Source organism: Paenibacillus sp. S-38 (assembly GCF_049942825.1).
In the GTDB taxonomy this organism is placed as follows: domain Bacteria; phylum Bacillota; class Bacilli; order Paenibacillales; family NBRC-103111; genus Paenibacillus_G.
In genome coordinates, this window is the sequence record NZ_CP187970.1 from 314,625 (window position 1) to 335,209 (window position 20,585).

19 protein-coding genes, 22 tRNA genes and 1 pseudogene are annotated in these 20,585 nt (G+C 57.4%); 34 read left to right on the plus strand and 8 right to left on the minus strand.

Features of this window, described 5'->3' with window-relative positions; translation table 11 throughout:
• The first annotated feature begins 45 nt into the window (after positions 1-45).
• From ACP26L_RS01540 to ptsP, 26 genes are all read left to right on the plus strand, one after another.
• Positions 46-122, plus strand: a tRNA-Ile gene (locus ACP26L_RS01540).
• Between the two features lie 19 nt (positions 123-141).
• A tRNA-Ala gene (locus ACP26L_RS01545) sits at positions 142-217 on the plus strand.
• Between the two features lie 16 nt (positions 218-233).
• Positions 234-305 (plus strand) — tRNA-Glu (locus ACP26L_RS01550).
• A 9-nt stretch (positions 306-314) separates the two neighbouring features.
• Positions 315-399 (plus strand) — tRNA-Tyr (locus ACP26L_RS01555).
• 19 nt (positions 400-418) lie between these two features.
• Positions 419-494 (plus strand) — tRNA-Asn (locus ACP26L_RS01560).
• Positions 495-497: 3 nt separating this feature from the next.
• Positions 498-573: transfer RNA gene (locus ACP26L_RS01565), tRNA-Val, on the plus strand.
• 20 nt (positions 574-593) lie between these two features.
• Positions 594-670 (plus strand) — tRNA-Asp (locus ACP26L_RS01570).
• Positions 671-689: 19 nt separating this feature from the next.
• A tRNA-Phe gene (locus tag ACP26L_RS01575) sits at positions 690-762 on the plus strand.
• Positions 763-777: 15 nt separating this feature from the next.
• Positions 778-850: transfer RNA gene (locus tag ACP26L_RS01580), tRNA-Lys, on the plus strand.
• Positions 851-861: 11 nt separating this feature from the next.
• A tRNA-Leu gene (locus ACP26L_RS01585) sits at positions 862-948 on the plus strand.
• Positions 949-954: 6 nt separating this feature from the next.
• Positions 955-1,029: transfer RNA gene (locus ACP26L_RS01590), tRNA-Gly, on the plus strand.
• Between the two features lie 12 nt (positions 1,030-1,041).
• Positions 1,042-1,113, plus strand: a tRNA-Cys gene (locus tag ACP26L_RS01595).
• A 15-nt stretch (positions 1,114-1,128) separates the two neighbouring features.
• Positions 1,129-1,202 (plus strand) — tRNA-Arg (locus ACP26L_RS01600).
• A 5-nt stretch (positions 1,203-1,207) separates the two neighbouring features.
• Positions 1,208-1,281: transfer RNA gene (locus ACP26L_RS01605), tRNA-Pro, on the plus strand.
• A gap of 156 nt (positions 1,282-1,437) precedes the next feature.
• Positions 1,438-1,513: transfer RNA gene (locus ACP26L_RS01610), tRNA-Ala, on the plus strand.
• A gap of 4 nt (positions 1,514-1,517) precedes the next feature.
• Positions 1,518-1,590 (plus strand) — tRNA-Thr (locus ACP26L_RS01615).
• Positions 1,591-1,595: 5 nt separating this feature from the next.
• A tRNA-Ser gene (locus ACP26L_RS01620) sits at positions 1,596-1,685 on the plus strand.
• A gap of 19 nt (positions 1,686-1,704) precedes the next feature.
• Positions 1,705-1,792, plus strand: a tRNA-Ser gene (locus ACP26L_RS01625).
• A gap of 18 nt (positions 1,793-1,810) precedes the next feature.
• Positions 1,811-1,886, plus strand: a tRNA-Val gene (locus ACP26L_RS01630).
• A gap of 5 nt (positions 1,887-1,891) precedes the next feature.
• Positions 1,892-1,966, plus strand: a tRNA-Thr gene (locus ACP26L_RS01635).
• Between the two features lie 39 nt (positions 1,967-2,005).
• Positions 2,006-2,094 (plus strand) — tRNA-Ser (locus tag ACP26L_RS01640).
• Between the two features lie 41 nt (positions 2,095-2,135).
• Positions 2,136-2,218: transfer RNA gene (locus ACP26L_RS01645), tRNA-Leu, on the plus strand.
• 309 nt (positions 2,219-2,527) lie between these two features.
• Positions 2,528-3,373 (plus strand): glucose PTS transporter transcription antiterminator GlcT, encoded by an 846-nt coding sequence (gene glcT / locus ACP26L_RS01650; protein ID WP_426450723.1) that lies wholly within the window; start codon positions 2,528-2,530, stop codon positions 3,371-3,373.
• A 267-nt stretch (positions 3,374-3,640) separates the two neighbouring features.
• Positions 3,641-5,689, plus strand: a complete 2,049-nt coding sequence (gene ptsG / locus ACP26L_RS01655; protein ID WP_426450724.1) for a glucose-specific PTS transporter subunit IIBC — start codon at positions 3,641-3,643, stop codon at positions 5,687-5,689.
• Between the two features lie 172 nt (positions 5,690-5,861).
• The gene (locus ACP26L_RS01660) at positions 5,862-6,134 is read left to right on the plus strand and encodes an HPr family phosphocarrier protein (protein WP_426450725.1); all 273 of its coding nucleotides are present in this window, start codon (positions 5,862-5,864) and stop codon (positions 6,132-6,134) included.
• Complete coding sequence (gene ptsP / locus ACP26L_RS01665) at positions 6,127-7,854, plus strand: phosphoenolpyruvate--protein phosphotransferase (RefSeq protein ID WP_426450727.1); 1,728 nt, start codon at positions 6,127-6,129, stop codon at positions 7,852-7,854. Before ACP26L_RS01660 ends, ptsP begins: the two co-directional genes overlap by 8 nt.
• A gap of 297 nt (positions 7,855-8,151) precedes the next feature.
• On the opposite strand, the gene ACP26L_RS01670 is transcribed toward ptsP, so the two are convergent.
• The 3 genes from ACP26L_RS01670 to ACP26L_RS01680 form a co-directional block, all read right to left on the minus strand.
• Positions 8,152-8,658, minus strand: a complete 507-nt coding sequence (locus ACP26L_RS01670; RefSeq protein WP_426450728.1) for a WGxxGxxG family protein — start codon at positions 8,656-8,658, stop codon at positions 8,152-8,154.
• Positions 8,659-8,725: 67 nt separating this feature from the next.
• Positions 8,726-8,935 (minus strand): KGG domain-containing protein, encoded by a 210-nt coding sequence (locus ACP26L_RS01675; RefSeq protein WP_426450730.1) that lies wholly within the window; start codon positions 8,933-8,935, stop codon positions 8,726-8,728.
• A gap of 235 nt (positions 8,936-9,170) precedes the next feature.
• Positions 9,171-9,467, minus strand: coding sequence for a hypothetical protein (locus tag ACP26L_RS01680; protein ID WP_426450731.1), 297 nt, complete (start codon positions 9,465-9,467; stop codon positions 9,171-9,173).
• A 224-nt stretch (positions 9,468-9,691) separates the two neighbouring features.
• On the opposite strand from ACP26L_RS01680, the gene ACP26L_RS01685 reads away from it, so the two are divergent.
• Both ACP26L_RS01685 and ACP26L_RS01690 read left to right on the plus strand, forming a co-directional pair.
• Positions 9,692-10,084, plus strand: a complete 393-nt coding sequence (locus ACP26L_RS01685; RefSeq protein ID WP_426450733.1) for a hypothetical protein — start codon at positions 9,692-9,694, stop codon at positions 10,082-10,084.
• Between the two features lie 97 nt (positions 10,085-10,181).
• Complete coding sequence (locus ACP26L_RS01690; protein ID WP_426450734.1) at positions 10,182-11,243, plus strand: GGDEF domain-containing protein; 1,062 nt, start codon at positions 10,182-10,184, stop codon at positions 11,241-11,243.
• Positions 11,244-11,390: 147 nt separating this feature from the next.
• Here the strand turns inward: ACP26L_RS01690 and ACP26L_RS01695 are convergent, their stop codons facing one another.
• Positions 11,391-11,705 carry an SPW repeat protein gene (locus ACP26L_RS01695; RefSeq protein ID WP_426450735.1) on the minus strand — a complete coding sequence of 105 codons (315 nt, stop codon included), beginning with the start codon at positions 11,703-11,705 and terminating at the stop codon, positions 11,391-11,393.
• 227 nt (positions 11,706-11,932) lie between these two features.
• On the opposite strand from ACP26L_RS01695, the gene hprK reads away from it, so the two are divergent.
• The 3 genes from hprK to ACP26L_RS01710 all read left to right on the plus strand — a co-directional run bounded on the left by hprK (position 11,933) and on the right by ACP26L_RS01710 (position 14,410).
• Positions 11,933-12,844, plus strand: a complete 912-nt coding sequence (hprK, locus tag ACP26L_RS01700) for an HPr(Ser) kinase/phosphatase (protein ID WP_426450736.1) — start codon at positions 11,933-11,935, stop codon at positions 12,842-12,844.
• Positions 12,845-13,044: 200 nt separating this feature from the next.
• Positions 13,045-13,854: an NAD-dependent epimerase/dehydratase family protein gene (locus tag ACP26L_RS01705; RefSeq protein ID WP_426450737.1), complete on the plus strand. Its 810-nt coding sequence runs from the start codon at positions 13,045-13,047 to the stop codon at positions 13,852-13,854.
• 190 nt (positions 13,855-14,044) lie between these two features.
• Positions 14,045-14,410 (plus strand): DUF2512 family protein, encoded by a 366-nt coding sequence (locus ACP26L_RS01710; RefSeq protein ID WP_426450739.1) that lies wholly within the window; start codon positions 14,045-14,047, stop codon positions 14,408-14,410.
• 219 nt (positions 14,411-14,629) lie between these two features.
• On the opposite strand, the gene ACP26L_RS01715 is transcribed toward ACP26L_RS01710, so the two are convergent.
• Both ACP26L_RS01715 and ACP26L_RS01720 read right to left on the minus strand, forming a co-directional pair.
• On the minus strand, positions 14,630-15,916 hold the full coding sequence (locus ACP26L_RS01715; protein WP_426450740.1) for a glycosyl hydrolase family 18 protein: 1,287 nt from the start codon (positions 15,914-15,916) through the stop codon (positions 14,630-14,632).
• A gap of 384 nt (positions 15,917-16,300) precedes the next feature.
• Positions 16,301-16,987 (minus strand): DUF2306 domain-containing protein, encoded by a 687-nt coding sequence (locus ACP26L_RS01720; RefSeq protein ID WP_426450741.1) that lies wholly within the window; start codon positions 16,985-16,987, stop codon positions 16,301-16,303.
• Between the two features lie 252 nt (positions 16,988-17,239).
• On the opposite strand from ACP26L_RS01720, the gene ACP26L_RS01725 reads away from it, so the two are divergent.
• The 3 genes and pseudogenes from ACP26L_RS01725 to infC all read left to right on the plus strand — a co-directional run bounded on the left by ACP26L_RS01725 (position 17,240) and on the right by infC (position 19,165).
• Positions 17,240-17,734: a DinB family protein gene (locus ACP26L_RS01725; protein WP_426450742.1), complete on the plus strand. Its 495-nt coding sequence runs from the start codon at positions 17,240-17,242 to the stop codon at positions 17,732-17,734.
• Positions 17,735-17,828: 94 nt separating this feature from the next.
• A pseudogene (locus ACP26L_RS01730) lies at positions 17,829-18,677 on the plus strand (SDR family oxidoreductase).
• Positions 18,674-19,165, plus strand: a complete 492-nt coding sequence (gene infC / locus ACP26L_RS01735; protein ID WP_426450743.1) for a translation initiation factor IF-3 — start codon at positions 18,674-18,676, stop codon at positions 19,163-19,165. The pseudogene ACP26L_RS01730 and the gene infC overlap by 4 nt, the downstream one beginning before the upstream one ends.
• Before the next feature lie 598 nt (positions 19,166-19,763).
• Here the strand turns inward: infC and ACP26L_RS01740 are convergent.
• Both ACP26L_RS01740 and ACP26L_RS01745 read right to left on the minus strand, forming a co-directional pair.
• The gene (locus tag ACP26L_RS01740) at positions 19,764-20,027 is read right to left on the minus strand and encodes a hypothetical protein (protein WP_426450744.1); all 264 of its coding nucleotides are present in this window, start codon (positions 20,025-20,027) and stop codon (positions 19,764-19,766) included.
• A gap of 70 nt (positions 20,028-20,097) precedes the next feature.
• Positions 20,098-20,523: a VOC family protein gene (locus ACP26L_RS01745; protein ID WP_426450745.1), complete on the minus strand. Its 426-nt coding sequence runs from the start codon at positions 20,521-20,523 to the stop codon at positions 20,098-20,100.
• Positions 20,524-20,585 lie beyond the last annotated feature (62 nt).

Sequence of the window (20,585 nt, forward strand, 5' to 3'; positions counted from 1 at the left end):
GTAAGCCCGCCTATGGGTGGGCTTTTTCATGCGGCTAATTCATAAGGGCCCTTAGCTCAGCTGGTTAGAGCGCACCCCTGATAAGGGTGAGGTCGGTGGTTCGAGTCCACTAGGGCCCACCATATAACTTTATAAACGCATGGGGCCATAGCTCAGCTGGGAGAGCGCCTGCCTTGCAAGCAGGAGGTCAGCGGTTCGATCCCGCTTGGCTCCACCATGATTTACTTTAGTATGGCCCGTTGGTCAAGGGGTTAAGACACCTCCCTTTCACGGAGGTAACAGGGGTTCGAATCCCCTACGGGTCATGTTTCCATGGAGGCTTAGTGAAGTGGCTAAACACGGCAGACTGTAAATCTGCTCTCATCGAGTTCGGTGGTTCGAATCCATCAGCCTCCACCACTTCTTTTCATTGCAATATTCCCTGATAGCTCAGTTGGTAGAGCACTCGACTGTTAATCGAGTTGTCACAGGTTCGAGTCCTGTTCGGGGAGCCATATGGAGGCTTAGCTCAGCTGGGAGAGCATCTGCCTTACAAGCAGAGGGTCGGCGGTTCGATCCCGTCAGCCTCCACCATAACGTTTTACCTTTGGCTTGGAGCCGTGGTGTAGAGGCCTAACATGCCTGCCTGTCACGCAGGAGACCGCGGGTTCGAATCCCGTCGGCTCCGCCATTTGTATCCCTTGTAGTAAGGCTCGGTAGCTCAGTCGGTAGAGCAGAGGACTGAAAATCCTCGTGTCGGCGGTTCGATTCCGTCCCGAGCCACTTTCTTTTCCCTAAGAGCCATTAGCTCAGTCGGTAGAGCACCTGACTTTTAATCAGGGTGTCGTAGGTTCGAGTCCTACATGGCTCACTTTCAGGTATGCGGTCGTGGCGGAATTGGCAGACGCGCTAGATTCAGGTTCTAGTGGTGTAACAGCCGTGGAGGTTCGAGTCCTCTCGACCGCACCAACACCTGCGGAAGTGGCTCAGCGGTAGAGCATCGCCTTGCCAAGGCGAGGGTCGCGGGTTCGATTCCCGTCTTCCGCTCCAATTATAAAATTCGGCGCTGTAGCCAAGTGGTAAGGCAGGGCTCTGCAAAAGCCCTATCCCCGTGTTCGACTCCGGGCAGCGCCTTTTTTATAGATCTGTGTTCCCTTAGCTCAGCTGGATAGAGCGTTTGACTACGAATCAAAAGGTCGGGAGTTCGAATCTCTCAGGGAACGCTTGACGGGATGTAGCTCAGCTTGGTAGAGCACCTGGTTTGGGACCAGGGGGTCGCATGTTCAAATCGTGTCATCCCGATAAAGCAGGGAGCCCATCGCGGGCTCTTTTGTTTATGAAATTGCCGCAACTGTGTCGCTCTCTGGGTCAGGCAGCCAAGGCTTTAGCTGCCATCGGAGGAAAGAGCTTTAGGTTTCTTTTTCGGAGAAAGTTGATGTATAATAAGTTCTGTAGCACGGGGCCATAGCTCAGCTGGGAGAGCGCCTGCCTTGCAAGCAGGAGGTCAGCGGTTCGATCCCGCTTGGCTCCACCAACATGCTTCCATAGCTCAGTAGGTAGAGTGCATCCATGGTAAGGATGAGGTCACCGGTTCGATCCCGGTTGGAAGCTTTTGTGGAGAGGTGTCCGAGTGGTCGAAGGAGCACGACTCGAAATCGTGTAGGCGTGTGAGCGTCTCGTGGGTTCGAATCCCACCCTCTCTGCCAGAATTGCTTTATGTCGTATGGAGAGATACCCAAGTGGCTCAAGGGGACCCTCTGCTAAGGGGTTAGACTGCGCAAGTGGTGCGAGGGTTCGAATCCCTCTCTCTCCGGTTTCTTCTTAATCATATGATCGCTTAGCTCAGCTGGGAGAGCATTACCTTGACAGGGTAAGGGTCGGCGGTTCGATCCCGTCAGCGATCACCAACCATGCCGTCGTAGCTCAGCGGTAGAGCAACGCACTCGTAATGCGTAGGTCGGAGGTTCGATTCCTCTCGACGGCACCAGACCAGTACCGGGTCCGATCCCTGTGGCGGGGATCTTATGGAGAGGTGTCCGAGCTGGCCGAAGGAGCACGATTGGAAATCGTGTAGGCGTCACAAGCGTCTCGAGGGTTCGAATCCCTCTCTCTCCGTTGGCAGTATCCAAGCCCGCGGCCGTTGGCCGCGTAACTGAGCGGTTGTGGTGGAATGGCAGACACGCTATCTTGAGGGGGTAGTGGGCTTACGCCCGTGGAGGTTCGAGTCCTCTCAACCGCATACAAGAAATAACGACTAGGTACGGAAAGAAGGGCCCATAGGGCTCTTTTTTCATTTCCGGGCATCGTAGTACTATAATGCAGGCATTCTATGGGGCGGCAGCAGAGGCCGGATATAATGTTGGGAGGCCTGGCGGGCTGCAGGATTCAATTTGGCTGCTCAGGGCCTGCAAACCCAGGGCGGAGTGGGCAGTTGAAGCGCTATTGATTAGGGCCATGCAAGGCTGATGCAGGAGCTGCAAGAAGCGTCTTGTACAACCCCCGCTTTTTTGGTATCCTTAGCGAATTAGGGAGTTTGAGAGGTGCTGGCGTGGAAAGCCTTCAGGTACGCAAAGTATTGAACAACAACGTCATCATTGCGGTCCACCCGGAATACGGCGAGACGGTGGTGATCGGTAAAGGCATCGGCTTCAGCCGGAAGCAGGGCGACGCCATCGCTCTGGACAGCATCGAGAAGATGTTCATCCTGACCAATGAGAAAGCGAAGGAGCAGTATAAGCTCTTGATGCATCAGGTCGATGAGAAGCTGATTGAGGTCATGAACGACGTCATTTTTTATATATCGCAGCATGCCGGAGCTCCGCTCAATGAACAGATTCATATTGCACTTACGGATCATATTGCCTTCGCCATCAAACGGTACCGGCAGCAGATCCCGATTCACAATCCGTTTCAGTATGAGACCCGGGAGCTCTATCCGCGGGAATACCTGCTCGCGCAGCACGCCATTGATGAGATCAACCGCCGCTTGCTTGTACAGCTGCCGGAAGATGAAGTGGGCTTTGTAGCGCTTCATATTTACAGCGCTATCACGAACCGGCACGTTCTGGAGGTCAAGGAGCATTCACGGCTTGTTACCGATCTTATTGATCTCATTGAGCGCAAGCTGGAGATCAAGATCAAGAAGGACAGTCTGGATTATGCGCGACTGCTGCGTCATTTGATGGTAGCGCTTGAGAGGATCCGGCGTGGCGAGAGGGTAGAAGAGCCTACGAAGATTGCGGAGATTATCAAGAATGAATACCCGGAGATGTATTCGTTTGCATGGACGCTGATGAAGGTAATCCAGCAGCGCATGCAGCAGCCTGTCTATGAGGCGGAAGCCATTTATTTGACGATCCACCTGCAGCGGATGCTTCCGAGTGATGGGGCTTAGAGCAAAAGTGGTCGAATTTGTGAAGAGGGATTGTGCTCCATTCGGGAGCGTGCTATAATCTCTCGTGTACAGAGCCTTTTGGTTCATCAAACAACGGAATAGTTTCGTGTTACTGATTCGATCAGGCATGAGTAAGCAAGGAATGTTAATGATTTGGCCTATTTGGGTTAACCTACCCTTAGGACTTTCATTACACCTTGTTTGCGCATGCCTTTTTTCGTTTGCTGAATCCAAGGGTAAATGAAGGATAAAAGGAGAGGAAGGCTCATGTTCAAGCAATTGTTCGGCGTGCTGCAGAAGGTCGGCAAAGCGCTGATGCTTCCGGTGGCCATCCTGCCTGCAGCAGGGATTCTGCTTGCACTCGGGAATGTGCTTCACAACGCATCGCTGCTCGAGCTGATGCCGGCACTGAATGCCGGATGGGTACAGCTCATTGCTACGGTGATGGAGCAGGCGGGGAACATCGTATTCTCCAACCTGGCGCTTCTGTTTGCCGTCGGTGTAGCCGTAGGTTTGGCCGGCGGAGATGGCGTCGCGGGGATCGCGGCGATCATCGGATTTTTGATTATGAACGTCACCATGGGGGTCTTCAAAGGCGTGACCCCGGAGATGGTCAAAACGGATATGTCGTATGCTAACGTGCTCGGGATCAATACCCTGCAGACCGGCGTCTTCGGCGGGGTTATCATCGGGATCCTGGCCGCATCGATGTACAACCGGTTCTTCAAAATCCAGCTGCCTTCGTATCTCGGCTTCTTCGCGGGCAAGCGGTTCGTTCCGATCATTACAGCCGTCTCGTCGCTGGTACTCGGGATCCTGATGATCTTCATCTGGCCTCCGATTCAGAGCGGCCTCAATCACTTCTCGCATAACATGCTGGATGCGAATCCGACGCTCGCGGCCTTCTTCTTCGGCCTTATCGAACGCTCCCTGATTCCATTCGGGCTTCATCACATTTTCTACTCGCCGTTCTGGTTCGAATTCGGACAGTACGTGGACAAGGCGGGCGAAATCGTACGCGGCGACCAGAAGATCTTCTTCGCCCAGTTGAAAGACGGCGTTACGCTTACTGCAGGTACATTCATGGTCGGTAAATTCCCGTTCATGATGTTCGGACTTCCTGCAGCTGCGCTGGCGATCTATCACGAAGCCAGACCAGAGCAAAAGAAATACGTTGCCGGTATCATGGGTTCCGCGGCACTGACATCGTTCCTGACAGGGATTACGGAGCCGCTCGAGTTCTCGTTCCTGTTCGTGGCACCGTTCCTGTTCGCCATTCACGCGGTCTTCGCGGGTCTGTCGTTCATGGTGATGCAGATCCTGAATGTTAAAATCGGGATGACGTTCTCCGGTGGGGTTATCGACTTCCTGCTGTTCGGTGTAATTCAGAACCGCACCGCTTGGTGGCTGGTCATTCCGGTAGGTCTAGTCCTTGCGGTGATCTACTACTTCGGGTTCCGCTTCGCGATCCGCAAGTTCAACCTGAAGACTCCGGGCCGTGAAGATACGGAAGCCGGTGTGGACAAGAAGGCCGGTGCAGCGGATGAGCTGCCATCGAACGTCCTCGCGGCGCTCGGCGGTCAAAGCAACATCGAGAACCTTGATGCGTGCATCACGCGTCTGCGGGTTCAGGTTAAAGAATCCAAGCAGGTCGATAAAGACCGGCTGAAGCAGCTGGGTGCTGCCGGCGTTCTTGAGGTCGGGAACAACATTCAGGCGATCTTCGGGACCCACTCGGATATTCTGAAGAGCCAGATTCACGACATCATGCAGGGGCGCGCGGTCACTGCAGCGCCTGCGCCGGCTGCGCCGGCGGCTGTAACAGTGCAGACGGCCGATGCCTCCGGCGGATTGACAGAGGAGCCGATCGTTGCACCGCTTGACGGCGAGCTGGTCGATATCTCCGAGGTGCCGGATGAAGTGTTCTCGCAGCGGATGACGGGCGACGGCTTTGCGATCCTGCCGAAGAACGGCATCGTGGCTTCTCCGGTGAACGGAACGATCTACAACGTGTTCCCGAGCAAGCATGCCATCGGTATCCAATCCGAAGGCGGCAAGGAGCTGCTTGTCCACTTTGGGGTCAACACCGTAAAATTGAAGGGCAAAGGCTTCACGGCCCTGGTAGCCCAAGGTGACACGGTGAAGGCCGGCCAACCGATCCTCGAGGTCGACATCGACTTCGTCCGAGAGAATGCTCCTTCCATAGCCACCCCGGTCATCTTCACGAACCTGCCGGAAGGCGCTTCGGTGAAGCTGAATAAAACCGGTCCGGTGACCCTCGGCGAGAAGGACATTATTACAATCAAGCTGCCATAATACGCAGCGGTTTCAAACTAAACCGTAAAGTCCAATACGGAGTAAGAGATTGACGCTGTGCCGTCCCTACGGGCGGTACGGTGTTGTCTTTTCATAATAAAGCAATGCTTCCAGATTCGGCAGAAGCGCTTGACCTTGATTAACCAATAACCCATATACGGAGGTACTTATCATGCAAAAAACATTCAAAATTACAAGTGAAGACGGTATCCACGCTCGTCCGGCAACAGCTCTGGTCAATACGGCCAACAAGTTCAAATCCGAGGTGTTCGCTGAATCCGGCGGCCGCAAAGTAACGATGAAGTCGATCCTGGGTGTACTGTCCTTCGGTCTGGAGCCTGGCGACACGATTACGTTCCTGTCAAGCGGTGAAGACGAAGCCGAAGTAATGGCGGCACTGGAAGACATCATGGTTAAAGAAGGGCTGGGGGACCTGCATGAATAATATTCATGGCATAGCGGCCGCCTCCGGGATCGCCATTGCCAAGGCGTTCCGGCTGGAAGCGGCCCACCTCGATATCCGAAAGGCGGAGGGCAAGGACCCGGAAGCCGAAATTCAAAAATTCGAGAACGCTCTGGAGCAATCCAGAGCGGACCTCGAGGCCCTGAAGGAACGCACCCGCGTACAGCTGGGCGACGAGAAGGCGGAGATTTTCGAATCCCACCTGCTCGTACTGGGTGATCCTGAGCTGATCGATCCGGTGAAGGAAAAAATCCGCAGCGAGCGTATCAATGCGGAATGGGCCCTGCAGGAGGTCGCAGCCGGATTCATCGCCATGTTCGAGAACATGAAGAGTGCGTACCTGCGCGAGCGTGCGGCCGATATGCGCGATGTGACCAAGCGCGTGCAGTCCTACATGCTCGGCGTGAAGTTCGTGAACCTCGCGGCGATTGACGAAGAAGTCGTCCTGATCGCGGAAGATCTCACGCCTTCCGACACGGCGCAGCTCAACCGTCAGTTCGTTAAGGGCTTCGCCACCAATATCGGCGGCCGGACGTCGCATTCAGCAATCATGGCCCGTTCGCTTGAAATTCCGGCGGTCGTCGGAACGAAGAACGTGCTGGAAGTCGTGCAGGACGGCGATCTGGTCATTCTCGACGGCCTGAGCGGTCAGGTGATCGTGAAGCCGGAGGCTGCTGTGGTGGAGGAGTACCGCGAGAAACAGGCGCAGTACGAAGCCCAGCGTGCCGAATGGGCAAAGCTGCGCAGCGAGCCTTCCGTAACGTCGGACGGCCACCATGTGGAGCTTGCGGCGAACATCGGTACGCCGAATGACGTGGCGGGTGTGATCGACAACGGCGGGGAAGCGGTGGGTCTGTACCGCACGGAGTTCCTCTACATGGGCCGCGACAAGCTGCCTACGGAGAAGGAGCAGTTCAACGCCTACAAGACGGTGCTCGAGAAAATGGAAGGCAAGCCGGTTGTCGTGCGGACGCTCGATATCGGCGGCGACAAGGAGCTTCCTTATCTCGATCTGCCGAAAGAGATGAACCCGTTCCTCGGCTTCCGTGCCGTACGTCTGTGTCTGGAGCAGCAGGACCTGTTCCGTACCCAGCTCCGCGCGCTGCTGCGTGCGAGCGTATACGGCAACCTGCGGATCATGTTCCCGATGATCGCTACGCTGGATGAATTCCGCGAAGCGAAGGCGATCCTGCTCGAAGAGAAAGCGAAGCTTATCGAAGAGCAGATTCCCGTGTCCGATGAGATCCAGCTCGGGATCATGGTGGAAATTCCTTCGACAGCGGTCATGGCGGACCAGTTCGCCAAAGAAGTGGACTTTTTCTCGATCGGCACCAACGACCTCATTCAATATACAATGGCGGCGGACCGGATGAACGAGCGGGTATCGTACCTGTATCAGCCGTACAATCCGGCGATTCTGCGACTGGTCCAGATGGTCATCGACGCGGCCCACAAGGAAGGCAAGTGGACCGGGATGTGCGGCGAGATGGCAGGCGACGCTACGGCGATTCCGCTGCTGATCGGTCTTGGACTCGACGAGTTCAGCATGAGCGCGTCCTCAATCCTTCCAGCTCGCTCGCAGATCTCCAAGCTATCGCTGGCGGAGATGAAGAAGCTGGCGGCAGAAGCGCTGCAGCAGCGTACCGCGGCAGATGTTGTTGCGCTGGTCAAGCGTGCTACGGAAGCTCAAGTTAATGTGTAAAAGCTTCATTCATAGAATGAGTCTTGTGCAGAGGGCACCCCTAAGGGGTGTCCTTTTCGTAGTTTCAGATCTATCTGAGAGCCAATATAGTAAGGGACTGGCCGGCCTGCGGAAACAGAGAGGTCGTGTATCGTTGGCTATAGCGGAGGCGGTAATGAGTGACTAGGCCAGGCGGTTCCTCTCCACATCAAAGAAAGCCCCTTCCGGCTTTCCCGGCTTGTCCAGCCGCTGCGGCTGATACGAAAACCGGTTTCCGAAAGGGGGGGAACTAGGATAGATGCGCTGCACATCCAGTCCTTAGCGTGCTTTTTCTCTGCTGGTTACCGAACCATTGGTTGTCGTTGTTGTCGTGTAAGTGTCGTGGTCACGGTCTCTCTCCCGGCCGCGCAGACCCATCAGTCCGGCGAGACCCAGCAGACCGAGCCAGCCCCAATCCATGCCGTCATCATCGGCGGCGGAAGTTTGGTTATAACCGCTGCTGCCCGTACCGCTCAGGTTGTTGGAAGTGCCGCCGCTCGACGTGCCGTCGCTTGTGCCGTCGATGCCGCTGTTGGTATTCATGCCGCCGGACGTGCTGTCCGAGCCGCTCATCGTACTGGTGCCGCTGCCGGTTGTGCTGTCCGTGCCTGTAGAAGTCGAAGTACCGGAGCCCGTGCTGTTCAAAGTGCCGGTGCTCGTGCTCGTGCTGGAGCCCGTCGATCCGGAGCCTGTCGTACCTGTCGCTCCATCAGACGCCAGGGCTGCTGTTCCCAGAGAAGTAGCCAGTGCTACGGTCAGGCAGGTTACGCGCAATGTTTTCAACATGTTCGATCATCTCCTTAAATTCGGGTTTAATGGGGTGTTGATTTAAAGGCTGGTAAGTCTCTACAGGTTAATTATTCTGACGCTGGCGAGCGCGGGCTTCGCCGCCTTTCTCACCGATCTCCTGGTAGAACTCCTTGTCATGGGACTCCGCGGTAGCTTCGCCGCCTTTGCGCCCAATCTCCTGATAGAACTCCTTGTCATGCGTCCTTGCCGTGGCTTCGCCGCCCTTACGGCCTGCTTCTTCACGGCTCATCTTGTTCTCATTGTTCTCTGCCATGGGAATCACTCCTTATCGGTTGTTGGTCTTGCCTAGACCTTCCTTACCCTGCTCGGATTTGGATAAAACACCCAAGAGCCTTCCCGAACTGCCCCTGTGCGATAAATCATACCTGAGCAGATCGGGATAAGAGCGATACGAAGCCTAAGAAGGCGTATGACAAAATAAAAAACCCGCCTTGCACAGGGAGGCGTGCAGGCAGGTTTGGATACGGCTGCGGCCCTGCTAAGGCCGGTCAAACAAACTCATCATTCTCGGGGTCATAATAGTCGATCTGATCCGGGAAGGAAGCCCGGCCTGCAAGCGCCGCGTTCTGCAAAATCTGGAACCAGCGGTCCGTTCCTTCATCCGCTTCTTCGGCACTCTCGTTCCCCTGGCCCTGTCTGGAACCGGCGAATGCTTCGCTCATTGCGGCACCCTGGTCTGCTTGGCTGTTCCCGGCATTCGGGGTTGCGGCTTTTTCCCCTGCAGGGGGGTTCAGGCCAAAGAGGGCCTCCGCTTCGGCTTCCTTCGATTCGTTATACTCTGTCATCTGCCCTGCTCCTTTCCTCCGGTGGGTCTTATTCCTTACGGTTTCCTATTCCCTCCAGAATTATGAATGGCAGAATCCCATCGGCGTAACACTAATCTCAAGATCATCTAATAAAAGGCTAATACTTTTTTGATATAATGCATCGGAGAAGCGCTGAACGGACCATGGGAGCCGGTTGAGACTTCGAGGAAACAGGATGAAAACAGCAAGCAGGGAGGCGGCATATGACAAAGCCTGTGAAGATGGCCCTAAGGGTACTGCTGGTGACCGCGGATACGGCGCTGGCTTCTTATATCGAACGTATTCTGACCCAGGCGCTCGGCGTACGGTGCGTGCATGTGCATTCCTTCGGCGAGGCGTCTCTTGAGCTCGCTCAAGAAAGCTTCGATGTGGTACTGGCTGAGGTGGACGGGAGTGCTGGGGAAAGGCTCGACCTTCTGAATACATACGCTCCCTTATTGGTACTGGCCAGGGAGGAGGCAAGACCGGCCGCCCGCCGCGCTGTGGTGGAAGAGGGCGCGGTACTGTATATGATTCGCGAAGGCTTGTCCCCCGACACGCTGATTGGCGCCGTCATTGATGCGGTGGAGCGCCCGGGAACGCTGACGTCATACTGAGGGATAACCTCCCGGCAATTCGGTGGGTTGGAAACATTCCCATGACAAATGAATAACCGGCGCTGATTAGCTGATCACCAGAGATGCGGGAGAAGGAGTGTTGGCATTGAACAAGAGTGAGGCGCCTGAGGATACCCTGCCGCGTTGGAACCGGAAGCTTCTCAATGCCTATTGGATATTCGTCATTTCCATGACGGCTGGGGAGGCCGCTAACCTCTTCCTGGCAGAGTCGCCGGCCTTGGAGTTTATCATACAGTCCATCGTACGGCCTACGGTGCTATTCCTTGCCATCATGGTCCTGAGCGAATGGGGATACCGGAAGATCAGCCCCACGAGCCCGCTGATTGTCATCTTCACGGGCCAGCTGCTGATTGCAGTGGGCGTGTGGGTGCACGCGGTGGTGGACAGCATCCTGCTGATTTATATGCTGCCGCTGCTCGTCTCGGTGTTTTATTTTCAGAAAAAATATGTCTATCTGGCCAGCGGGCTGAATCTCCTCTCCTTCCTCCTGATGTATCTCCTAAATCCCGTCTTGAACGAACGGACCTCGGGGGTGGAGGTTATGACCACCGTGCTCCTTCTCGGCTACGGCAGTCCTTACGTTGCGGCGAAGATTATGGACCGCGGGGTCGACCTGATGCGGGACCTCAAGGTGGATGCGCTCACAGGCTTGTACAACCACATCACCTTTCACGGGTTCCTGGACCGCACCCTGGAGAGACAGCAGGGCCAAGAAGGCGGGGCTATGCTGGCGGTGATGGACATTGATCACTTCAAAAGCGTCAATGATACGTTCGGACACCGGGCGGGGGACTTCGTGCTTCGCCGTGCGGCGGTCCTGATCCAGAGCCGCATCGGTCCGGACGATAAGGCGGCCCGGTACGGAGGCGAAGAGTTCGCGCTCCTGATACCGTCGCGCTCCCCCGAGGAGGCTTACAGGCTGTGCGAGGAGATTCGTACGACACTTGCGGCTGCCGTTCATCAGGAGCTGGATGGAAGAGCGGTCACGATCTCGATCGGCCTCTGCAGGCTGCAGCCGGGGATGGACAAGGAGGCCTGGTTCCAGCATGCGGATACGCTGCTGTACCGGGCCAAGCGGGAAGGCCGCAACCGTACGGTGTGGGAGGACGGAAGAGATGCGGCTGGGGATGCTCCGTAGCGCGCAGCGGCGGGATAGTCTCCAAGGAGCCCGGGGAGACAAGGGCAGGCATTCAAACGAAAACCGTCCGGAAGGGTTCCGGACGGTGGTTTGGGCATTTGGGGGAGATACGGCATGCCTTCTAAATATAGATCGGCTGCCCCGGTGTTACCGGCCTTCCATGTTGTAGAAGGTCAGGAGAACGGCGGCGAGGCCGAGCAGGAGATAGAGCGAAGCCTGCAGGAGCGGGAAAGGGAACGCCATGCCGAAGATCATGAGCCAGACACCCGACAGCAGCGAGATCCAGTTGAAAAGCGAGTTCCAACCGGGTTTGCCGAAGCCAAGCAGACTGGACAGGAGCAGGACACCGCCTCCGATGACGGAGGACCAGAGTGCGCCGCTGCTGCCGGCGAAGCCCATAATCCACGGAGCCATGATGAACCACAGGCCGATCAGTGCCACGAGCGAGCTGCGTTGAGTCATTGATCTGCACCTCCTTGGGTAGAAGGACATCAGGGTCCTTCTGTGATACAGTATATGTAAGCGTTGTCAATAAAGTGACACAAGCTTGCGAAAAATAGGGGATTCTCCCGGTTTCTAAGGAATGACGGACACGCACGCCGAACTATTCGAGAAGGGAAACTTCTCTCCGTGTAGAATAGTGTGTTCTAGGGAGCACATGTCTGCAGGATCCAAGGAGGAAACGATAAGTGAATACCGTAACCGTTCAGCAGCTGGTGGACCGTTTCTCACTCGAGGTGCTTGCGGGCCAGGACCAGCTGCACCGCACGATCGCCAAAACCCGGGTTTACCGGCCGGGACTCGAGTTTGCCGGCTATTATGATTTTTTCTCACATGCGCATGTACAGATCTTGGGCCGCAAGGAGATCAACTATTTGCACAAGCTCACGGAAGAGGAGAGGAACCTGCGCATCGGCAACGTGGTCAAATATCATCCGCCCTGCTTCGTGGTAACGCGAGGACAGGAAGGGCTCAAATACCTGAAGAAGTACTGTGAGGAGGAGGGCATTCCTCTGCTCCGGACGGGAGAGGCTACCAGCAAAGTGATGCCGCTGATGGACATCTACCTGGCCAAGGAACTGGCCGAGGAAGCGGCGATCCACGGGGTATGCGTCAACGTGTCGGGCATCGGCATTCTGCTGCGCGGCAAATCGGGGGTCGGTAAGAGCGAGACCGCCCATACGCTGATCCGACGGGGGCACCGCCTGGTGGCCGACGATATCGTCGTGCTCAAGAAGATCTCGCCGGAGACGATCATCGGCACCCACAACGGCAAGACGAAGGAATTCCTGGCGCTGCGCAGCATCGGGCTCATCAATGTCTCGAGGCTGTACGGACGCAAGGCCTTCCAGGATGAGACAAGGATCGTGCTCGACATCGAGCTGACAAAGTGGCAGGAGAATGCACTGAACAACGAGCTGGAGCTCGAACCGAAGTACACGGAATACATGGATGTGAAGATTCCGCACATTGAAATTCAGCTGCAGCCGGGGCGCGACGTCGCCGGTCTGGTGGAGGCCGCGGCGAATAACTGGTATCTGCGTCAGCAGGGCTACAGTGCGGCGGAGGACTTCATGAAGCGGCTGCAGAGCGGGGAATAAAATGCGGGCAGGAGAGGAAAAGACGGGGTGCTGCGGGAGCGGCACTCTTTTTGTATCCAGGCCAGGGAATAAGGGGGAAACGGCAAGCGTTCAGACGTCACCTGCGGGTAAGGAGGAAAGATCAGGGGGTAATAAAGGGGGAAGGCGTTTACACTAGGGAAAGAGTGAAGTGGATGGATACTGAGGAGGAGAGGGATAACATGGGACACACCAAAAGGCTGCTGATAACCGGAGCCGGAGGGAGTATCGGCGGCTGTCTGGCGGAAGGCCTGAGAGCCCACGGCGGTTATGAGGTGGTGGCGGCCGACCTGAAGGAGGACAAGACGGCAGGCATCAAGCAGCTCGATGTGACCGACGGAGAACGGCTGAAGGAGCTGGCGAAGGGCGTGGATACGATCCTGCATTTTGCTTGGGCGAAGGATGAGGAGGACTTCCTCGGCAAAGTGCTGCCGGTGAATGTCACGGGCGCTTACCATGTGTATGAGGCGGCCAGGCTGAACGGGGTGAAGCGGGTGATCTTCGCCTCCTCGAACCACGCGACCGGGTTCTACGAAGTCGGGGAGGACGTCATGCCGGACGAGCCCTACCGCCCGGACAGCTTCTATGGGCTGAGCAAATGCTACATCGAACTGCTTGGACGATATTATGCGGACAAGTATGGCGTGTCGTCCATCAATCTGCGGATCGGGAACTTCCCGGGGGATGACCAGCCCCATTCGGAGCGGGCGGCCCATATTTTTATCTCGGAGCGGGATATGATCTCCCTCGCGGTAAGCTGTATCGAAGCGGGCCCGGAAATCGATTTCCTGAGCTTGTACGGCACCTCCGCGAATACGGACAATTATTACGATATCGGCTATCTGGAAGAGCTGATCGGCTACAAGCCGCAGGATAACGGCAGGACGCTGCTGGAGGAGGCGAGGCGCCGGCATGTGCGGATCAAGGACGATGAGACCCGGTACCAGGGTGGCGGAGCGGTAGAGAAGGAGCAGCCTCAGGACCGGAGGTAGTCGGGGGGAGCAGCTCTCGTGCAGGGCCTCGGAGAAACGGGGCTGGCGCGGAGGCGGGTGGAACTGGGCGGGCGACCAGTCCGAAGAAAGGCGCTTCCCGCCAGGGCCTGATCCGGGACGGTTTAGCGGAGCGGGATTCGGTTAATGAACGGTAGAATCGTTCCCATCCTTGAGAAATGAGGTGAGAAGCATGGATCTGGATAAGCTTCTGATCAAGCTGGCGGGCAACGGCTTCATTGTCGTCCTGTTCCTGATGATGCTGACGGACGCATCGTTCCTCGGAGCCCTGATCACCGCCCTGATGCTCTCCGTCGTGGCGTGGTTCCTCGGCGACCGCTTCCTTCTGCCGAGAAGCAGCAATGGGATCGCGACGGCCGCCGACGGCGTTCTGGCCGCCATGGTCCTGTGGGCCGCCGCACGGATTGCTCCCTGGGAGATGACTGTGCCCAAGCTCATCGGTCTTGTTGTCATCCTGGGCGCTTTCGAGGCGCTGTTCCACTTCTTCCTGCAGCGGGACCCGTATTACCGCGGCGAGGCTGACCGTGCCAAAGCGTAGGGAGAGGGCAGGAATACAAACGAAGCAGCCGCCAAGCCATGCTTGGCGGCTGCTTCGTTTGGCGCTTCGGCCAAGGGCTGCGGCAGAGGGGGGAGCGGGCATGAACGCCAGTGCACGGCCCCGGCCTCCCCTGGCTTACGCGCTTCAGGATAGCAGACGCTGCCGCCGCGCTGCTTCGTTTCATTTCCTCGCCCGGTGACCGGCACCCCGATCCACCGATTATCTTTTGACTACGGTAAAGTTATCCTGAATGAGCAACCAGTTCTGCGGGAAGGGGAGGCCGAGCTTCCAATAGCTAACCCCGCGCAGGCCCAGTTCCTTGACGAGGTTAAATTTGGCCTGGATCGACCTCGCGTCTTCGAACCAGACGACATGCTGCTTGCGGTTATTGTCCCAATAGCTGAAATGCGGCGCCTGGGCCGTATAATCATACTCGATGGACACCTGCTCCCGGTGAGCAAGCTCAATTGCCGCCTGCGGGCTGATTGCCTTGGCATAGGCGCCCCCTGGAACGAAAGGAAGCGTCCAGTCGTAGCCGTACAGGTTCTGGCCCATCATGATCTTGGAGCCGGGCATCTCCGTCAGTGCGTACTCAAGTACCCGGCGTACTTCGCGGATAGGGGAGACGGGCATGGCCGGGCCCCCGCTGTAGCCCCATTCATAGGTCATGATCACGACGAAGTCGGCGATCTCTCCATGCGCCTTGTAATCGTGGGCGGTATACCATTCGCCGGTCTGTGCGGCGCTGGTCTTGGGGGCCAGGGCGGTGGACATGAGATAGCCCTGCGCGTGGATCCGGGCCGCAGCCTTGCGAAGGAAGCGGTTGTACGCTTCCCGGTCCTCAGGCCGCAGGTGCTCGATATCGAAGTGAATGTCGCGGAAGCCGAGCTGTCTTGCCGTCCGCAGGATGTTATCGAGCAGCGTATTCTGCAGCGCGTCGTTCGTGAGAATGATCCGGCCGAGCTCTGCGCTGAACTGGTCGTTCTCCAGATTGGTGACGACCATCATGAGGGTAACTCCCTGCGCTTGGGCTACCCCCCTCAGGTTATCAAGCGGGGGAGCCTGCAGGGTGCCGTTGCGGTTGATGCGAAAGGAGAACGGTGCCAGGTAGGTCAGATAAGGGGCGGCTTCCCGGGCCGCTTGGATGAGCCGGGGGGCCACTTCGCCTCCGCGGGGCTCGAGGTAGGCATTGAACTCCGCCCTCCGCTTGGGGCCCGGCGGGATATAGAGCCGCAGACCGACCCCCAACGGCTGCCCTGCATGGAGCCCGTTGACCTGGGCCAGCCGGGCCGGCGTCGTACCGAACCTGGCCGCAATGGAAGACAGCGTATCCCCGGCGCGGACCCAGTAATAGCGGCCGTTAATGGGAATCACCAGTGCCTGTCCTACTACCAGTGACCTGCCGACCGGGATGTCATTGGCGTTTGCAATCTCCTGCACCGGTACATCATAGGCCTGTGACAGCCGGTACAGCGTCTGCCCCGGCTGAACCACGTGAATCTGCATGTTGTCCCCTCCTTCATTTACCCTCACCGAAAACCCATTACCGTACCAGGCTCTCTGATCGTTTATCCTATTGATATTCGGTCGGGGGGCGGGGAATGTCATGTATTCGGGCGCAGGGAGGAGAATTTACGAAAGAGGACGAGCGTGGGGGAGCTGGACAACGTTATGAACTCGATAAAAGCCTAGGCGTGGAAAAAGTGGTAACGAACGCGGAGGCGGAGGTGAAGGCGGGAAAACCGGAAACTACGCGTCTGCAGGAGATCACGGGTGCCGGCCTGCCCATCTCCTGAAGAAAGCTTCAGGGTCTTGAGTATCCGGACCGGCGGGATGCACTGCGTCCGGATACCCAAGACCCTGCGTGATGAAGGACCTGCTCGATTGCTCTCAGGCGGGCGGGTTGTATTTTTTGCGGTAATGGCGGCTGAACGCGATGGTTAGAGGCACCATGACAATCGTGGGCAGAAACCATAGGAATATGGACACCGAGCTTACCCCAAGCAGTCTCGGAGCCCCGAACACGGTGAAGGCGGTGATGGTGGCGATACAGCAGCCGATCATGGCACTGATATGCTCCAAAATCCAGTGTTTGCGCGTCTTCGGTACAGACACCCAGTAATAGAGCTGCTGTGCGCCGAGCAGGATACCGATCAGTGGAAAATACTGCAGCAGGGGGAAGCCGATGCTGAATCCGTAGATGCTGATCGCGATGCCGCTGAGAAGCAGAAGGAGGGAGAAGCCGAGGTCGAAAGCGCCCCGGTGGGGTGCCCGTCGGCTTTTGACCCGCAGTACCCGCAGGCCGTACCATGCGGAAGCCGAGCTCAGAATCGAGATGAAGATCAGGAACCAGGAGAAGGAGAGCAGCCTCTCATCGCTGGACGGATCGAGGATCCGGTACGTTCCCATGTAGAGCGCGGACAAGGAGACGAAGCTCATGCAGTATACATAGAACCAGCCGCTCCGGTTATGGATTTTGCCGCCTTTGACGGTGACCAGGGGAATCCAAAAGGTGAACAAAGCGAGAAAGCCCCCTGCAATATGAAGCCAGCGGAATACATCGAACAGCCATGCCATCTTTTTTCATTCTCCTCTGCACTGAATTCTTGATCCTATCATACAGCAGAGCACGGAGGGGCAGAACGGGTACAAAGGTGCATAGCCGGTTAGGGCCGGCCAAGACTTTAGTCACCCTATCCACTCCGGAGGGATTCTGGCTATCCTGACTCGCATTCGGTATGATGGAGGAACAGCCTGGCGCTGAAGCAGGTCAGCCCGGACAGCCGGACAGCCGGACAGCCGGGTGGCATCAAACGGGAGAGATGGACATTGGAGAACAATCGGCAGATTCGAAAGAACATCTGGGAGACGGTAGAGGAACTCAGCGAGATGCAGATCAACACCCGGGTGGAGGAAGACAAATGGACGATCGCGCAGGTGCTGGAGCATCTGTATCTGATGGAAAAAGCCATCACCGCATCCATGAGCCGGGAGCTGAGCGGAGGAGAGATCCGCACGGCGGAAAGCAAGCCGTTCTTCCTCACCCTCGATCGCAGCCGCTCGGTGCCGGCTCCCGCGCCGTTCGTGCCGGCCGAGGGTTTTTATACTCTGGATGAACTGAAGGGCAGATTGGGAGCATCCAGGGAGGGGCTTGAGCGGCTTGTGGCCGGGATTTCCGATGAGGAGCTGGCACAGAAGGCGTTTCCTCATCCGGTGTTCGGGCTGATGGACCTCAGGCAGTGGCTCACGTTCATCGGCGTGCATGAGCAGCGGCACTGGGGACAGATCGAGGAGCTGAAGATGGGGTTGCCTTCGGAGGAATGACGCACGTGCGTAGGTGTCGGAGTTCATGGTTACCTATGCGGTGAGGGACAAACGGGAAAATGGCGAGGGCCTCATCTAGGAGGTGTGGAGCAGCTTGGATAAAAGCGGAAGACATGCGGTAGTGACGGGAGCGAGCTCGGGCATGGGGCTGGCCACTGCGGCTGCGCTTGCCCAGCGCGGATTCCGCGTGACGATGGTATGCCGCAGCCGGGGACGGGGGGAGCAGGCATTGCAGGAGGCCGTGAGCCGGAGCGGCTAGGCGGAGATCGAACTGATGCTGTGTGACCTCGGTTCGCTGCAGAGTATTCGTTCTTTCGCAGCTGCCTTCCGGGCGAAGTACAGCAAGCTGGACGTACTCGTCAACAATGCGGGCGTCTTCGCCTTGAAGCGGGAGCTTACGGGGGAGGGGTTCGAGTCGATGATGGGCGTCAACCATCTGGGACACTTCCTGCTGACGCACCTGCTGCTCGAGCCGTTGATTCAAGCGCCTCAAGGGCGGATCGTCGTTGTGTCCTCCGGTGCGCACCGTGCGGGAAGGATTCACTGGGAAGACCCGTTCCTGGACCGAGGCTTCACCTTCTGGAAGGGGTACGCCCAGTCGAAGCTGGCGAACATTCTCTTCGCGAAGGAGCTCGCCAGAAGGCTGGCCGGTACCCGGGTAACGGTGAACTGTCTGCATCCGGGCGCCGTGGCGACCAGCATCGGTGTAGACCGGAGGACCGGGTTCGGCCGAAGCGTGCTGCGGATGCTGAAGCCGCTCTTCCTGACGCCGGCCGAGGGGGCGTCCACGGCCGTTTACCTCGCCGTCAGCGAGGAGGCCGCCGGAATCACCGGCGAGTATGATTACAAACAAAAACCGGCCCCGATCTCCCGGCTGGCCGCCGACCCGGAAGCGGCAGGGAGACTGTGGGACTGGAGCGAAAAGGCAGTGGGATTATCATGATGATCATGAATGAGAAGATCAAAGCGGCTGAAGTGGAGTTGACCGGACTGCAGGGCGAAGCGCTCGGCGTGGTGTCCCGCGACGAGGCACTGGCGATGGCGAAGAAGCTGAAGGTGGATCTCGTCTGTACCTCGCTGATGAGCTCGCCGCCTCCATGCCGGCTGATCGGCAGGGGGGCGGCCAAGGAGTCGCAGCAGAAGGAGAAGCGGGCGGACGCAGGCGGCGGAACGCCTGCCAAGGTGAAGGAGCTGCGGCTGACGCCGCACATCGAGGAGCACGACTACGACACGAAGCGGCGGCAGGCGGAGAAGCTGCTCGCTTCAGGCAGCGCAGTGCAGCTGGTGGTCAAGACCTCATCGGCCAAGGAAGGCGCCGCCGCCAAAGCGCTGCTGGAGGGGCTGCTCAAGGACCTGGCAGCTGTCGGCAGCCGGGAGTCAGGCATCCAGGTCAGCGGCAAGGGCGCGCAGGTCAAGGTCAACCCGCTGTAGGCGGATGTGCAGGGGCGGCCGGGGCCGCCGTGAGCTGTGGAGCCTGAAAGCCGGGGGTCTGAAGCCAGAAAGACAGAAAGACAGGAAGACAGGAAGACAGGAAGACAGGAAGACAGGGGCTGCCTCACAAGGAATGGCTGTTTACGTATTAGTATACGATATATTTTGCGGGTCCAGAGGAAAACAACCCAGCTTTGGAGCGAAGGGGTTGCAAGGGGCGATGGCTGGATACAGGCATCCGCAGTATTAACAATTTAGCGGAACTCAGATGCGTTATCTTTCTCAGGAAGAGCTTGTTTTTCGATATAAAGGAACTCAGATTCGCTATTGTTAAGTAAAGCAGGCTGAGGCGATAGATGATAAGGTAATAAGATACCTGAGTTCCGCTATTCTTCGGGAAATGATAGGAAATAGTCGAATAAGGAATCTCAGTTCCGTTATGACCCGTCGGGCGGGGGGAGCTGCCTCTCCACATAGAAAACCGGACCTTGAGGGCCTGGTTCTTTGTGTGTTTTATTGGGCTACGCCTACTGAGGTGTACAGTGCACAGTCCATATAGACACTGGACGGGGCTTCAACACCCGGCCCGAATCGGCCATTACTCATATCTGTAAACTACAGCGGCTTGGGACAGCATGAGCGCATTGGACGGAGAACCGCAGGCACTGCCTTCTCCACTCACCCAAGGGCTGCCCAGGGTCGCGTAAGACATGAAACGGAAGGCGATCTTCACCGCTTTAGGCAGCCGCGTCACGCTGGGTACCGGCAGGCTCAGCTTTGGAACACCGGGCCCTTTTGTCGGGACGCTGGAGTGGATCTGTGCTTTGTACGCGAAGGCCCGGATGGACATGCCGCTGGTCAATTGGTTTCTTCTGCCAGCAAATACAGGGAGCTGCCCGTAAGGGGCTCACTTCAGGGGAGGGGGAGCCGCGTTATACCGGCTCGCCCCGGCCGCACCTGGCTTGGGGGGACTGGGGGTCAAGCTGCATGAACTCAATCCGGTTGCCATCAGGGTCGCGGACCCAGCACTGCCAGTTGAGGTCCTTGCCCATCTGGGGCTCCACGTCGAGGGGTACGCTTCGGTTGCGCAGATGGGCAGCCATCGCTTCGACACTCTCGACCTCCAGGCAGAGGTGCGAGAAGCCGATAGGACGCTCGACATGCTCCGGACGGTTTCGACCGCCGTAGAACAGCTCGATGAACTGAAGCCCGGATACCTGAAGATAAACGATCCAGGGCTGGTTCTCGTCATTGTGAATCTCAAAAGCTTTGGTCAGTCCGAGCACATTACAGTAGAAATGCAGTGACTGCTCCATATCGGAGACATCGAAGGCGAGATGGCCGATTCCTTTGATCACAGGGACACGCTCCTCGGATTGGGATGGTTGAAGCTAAATGTAAGCCCTTTCTTATTTGCTTA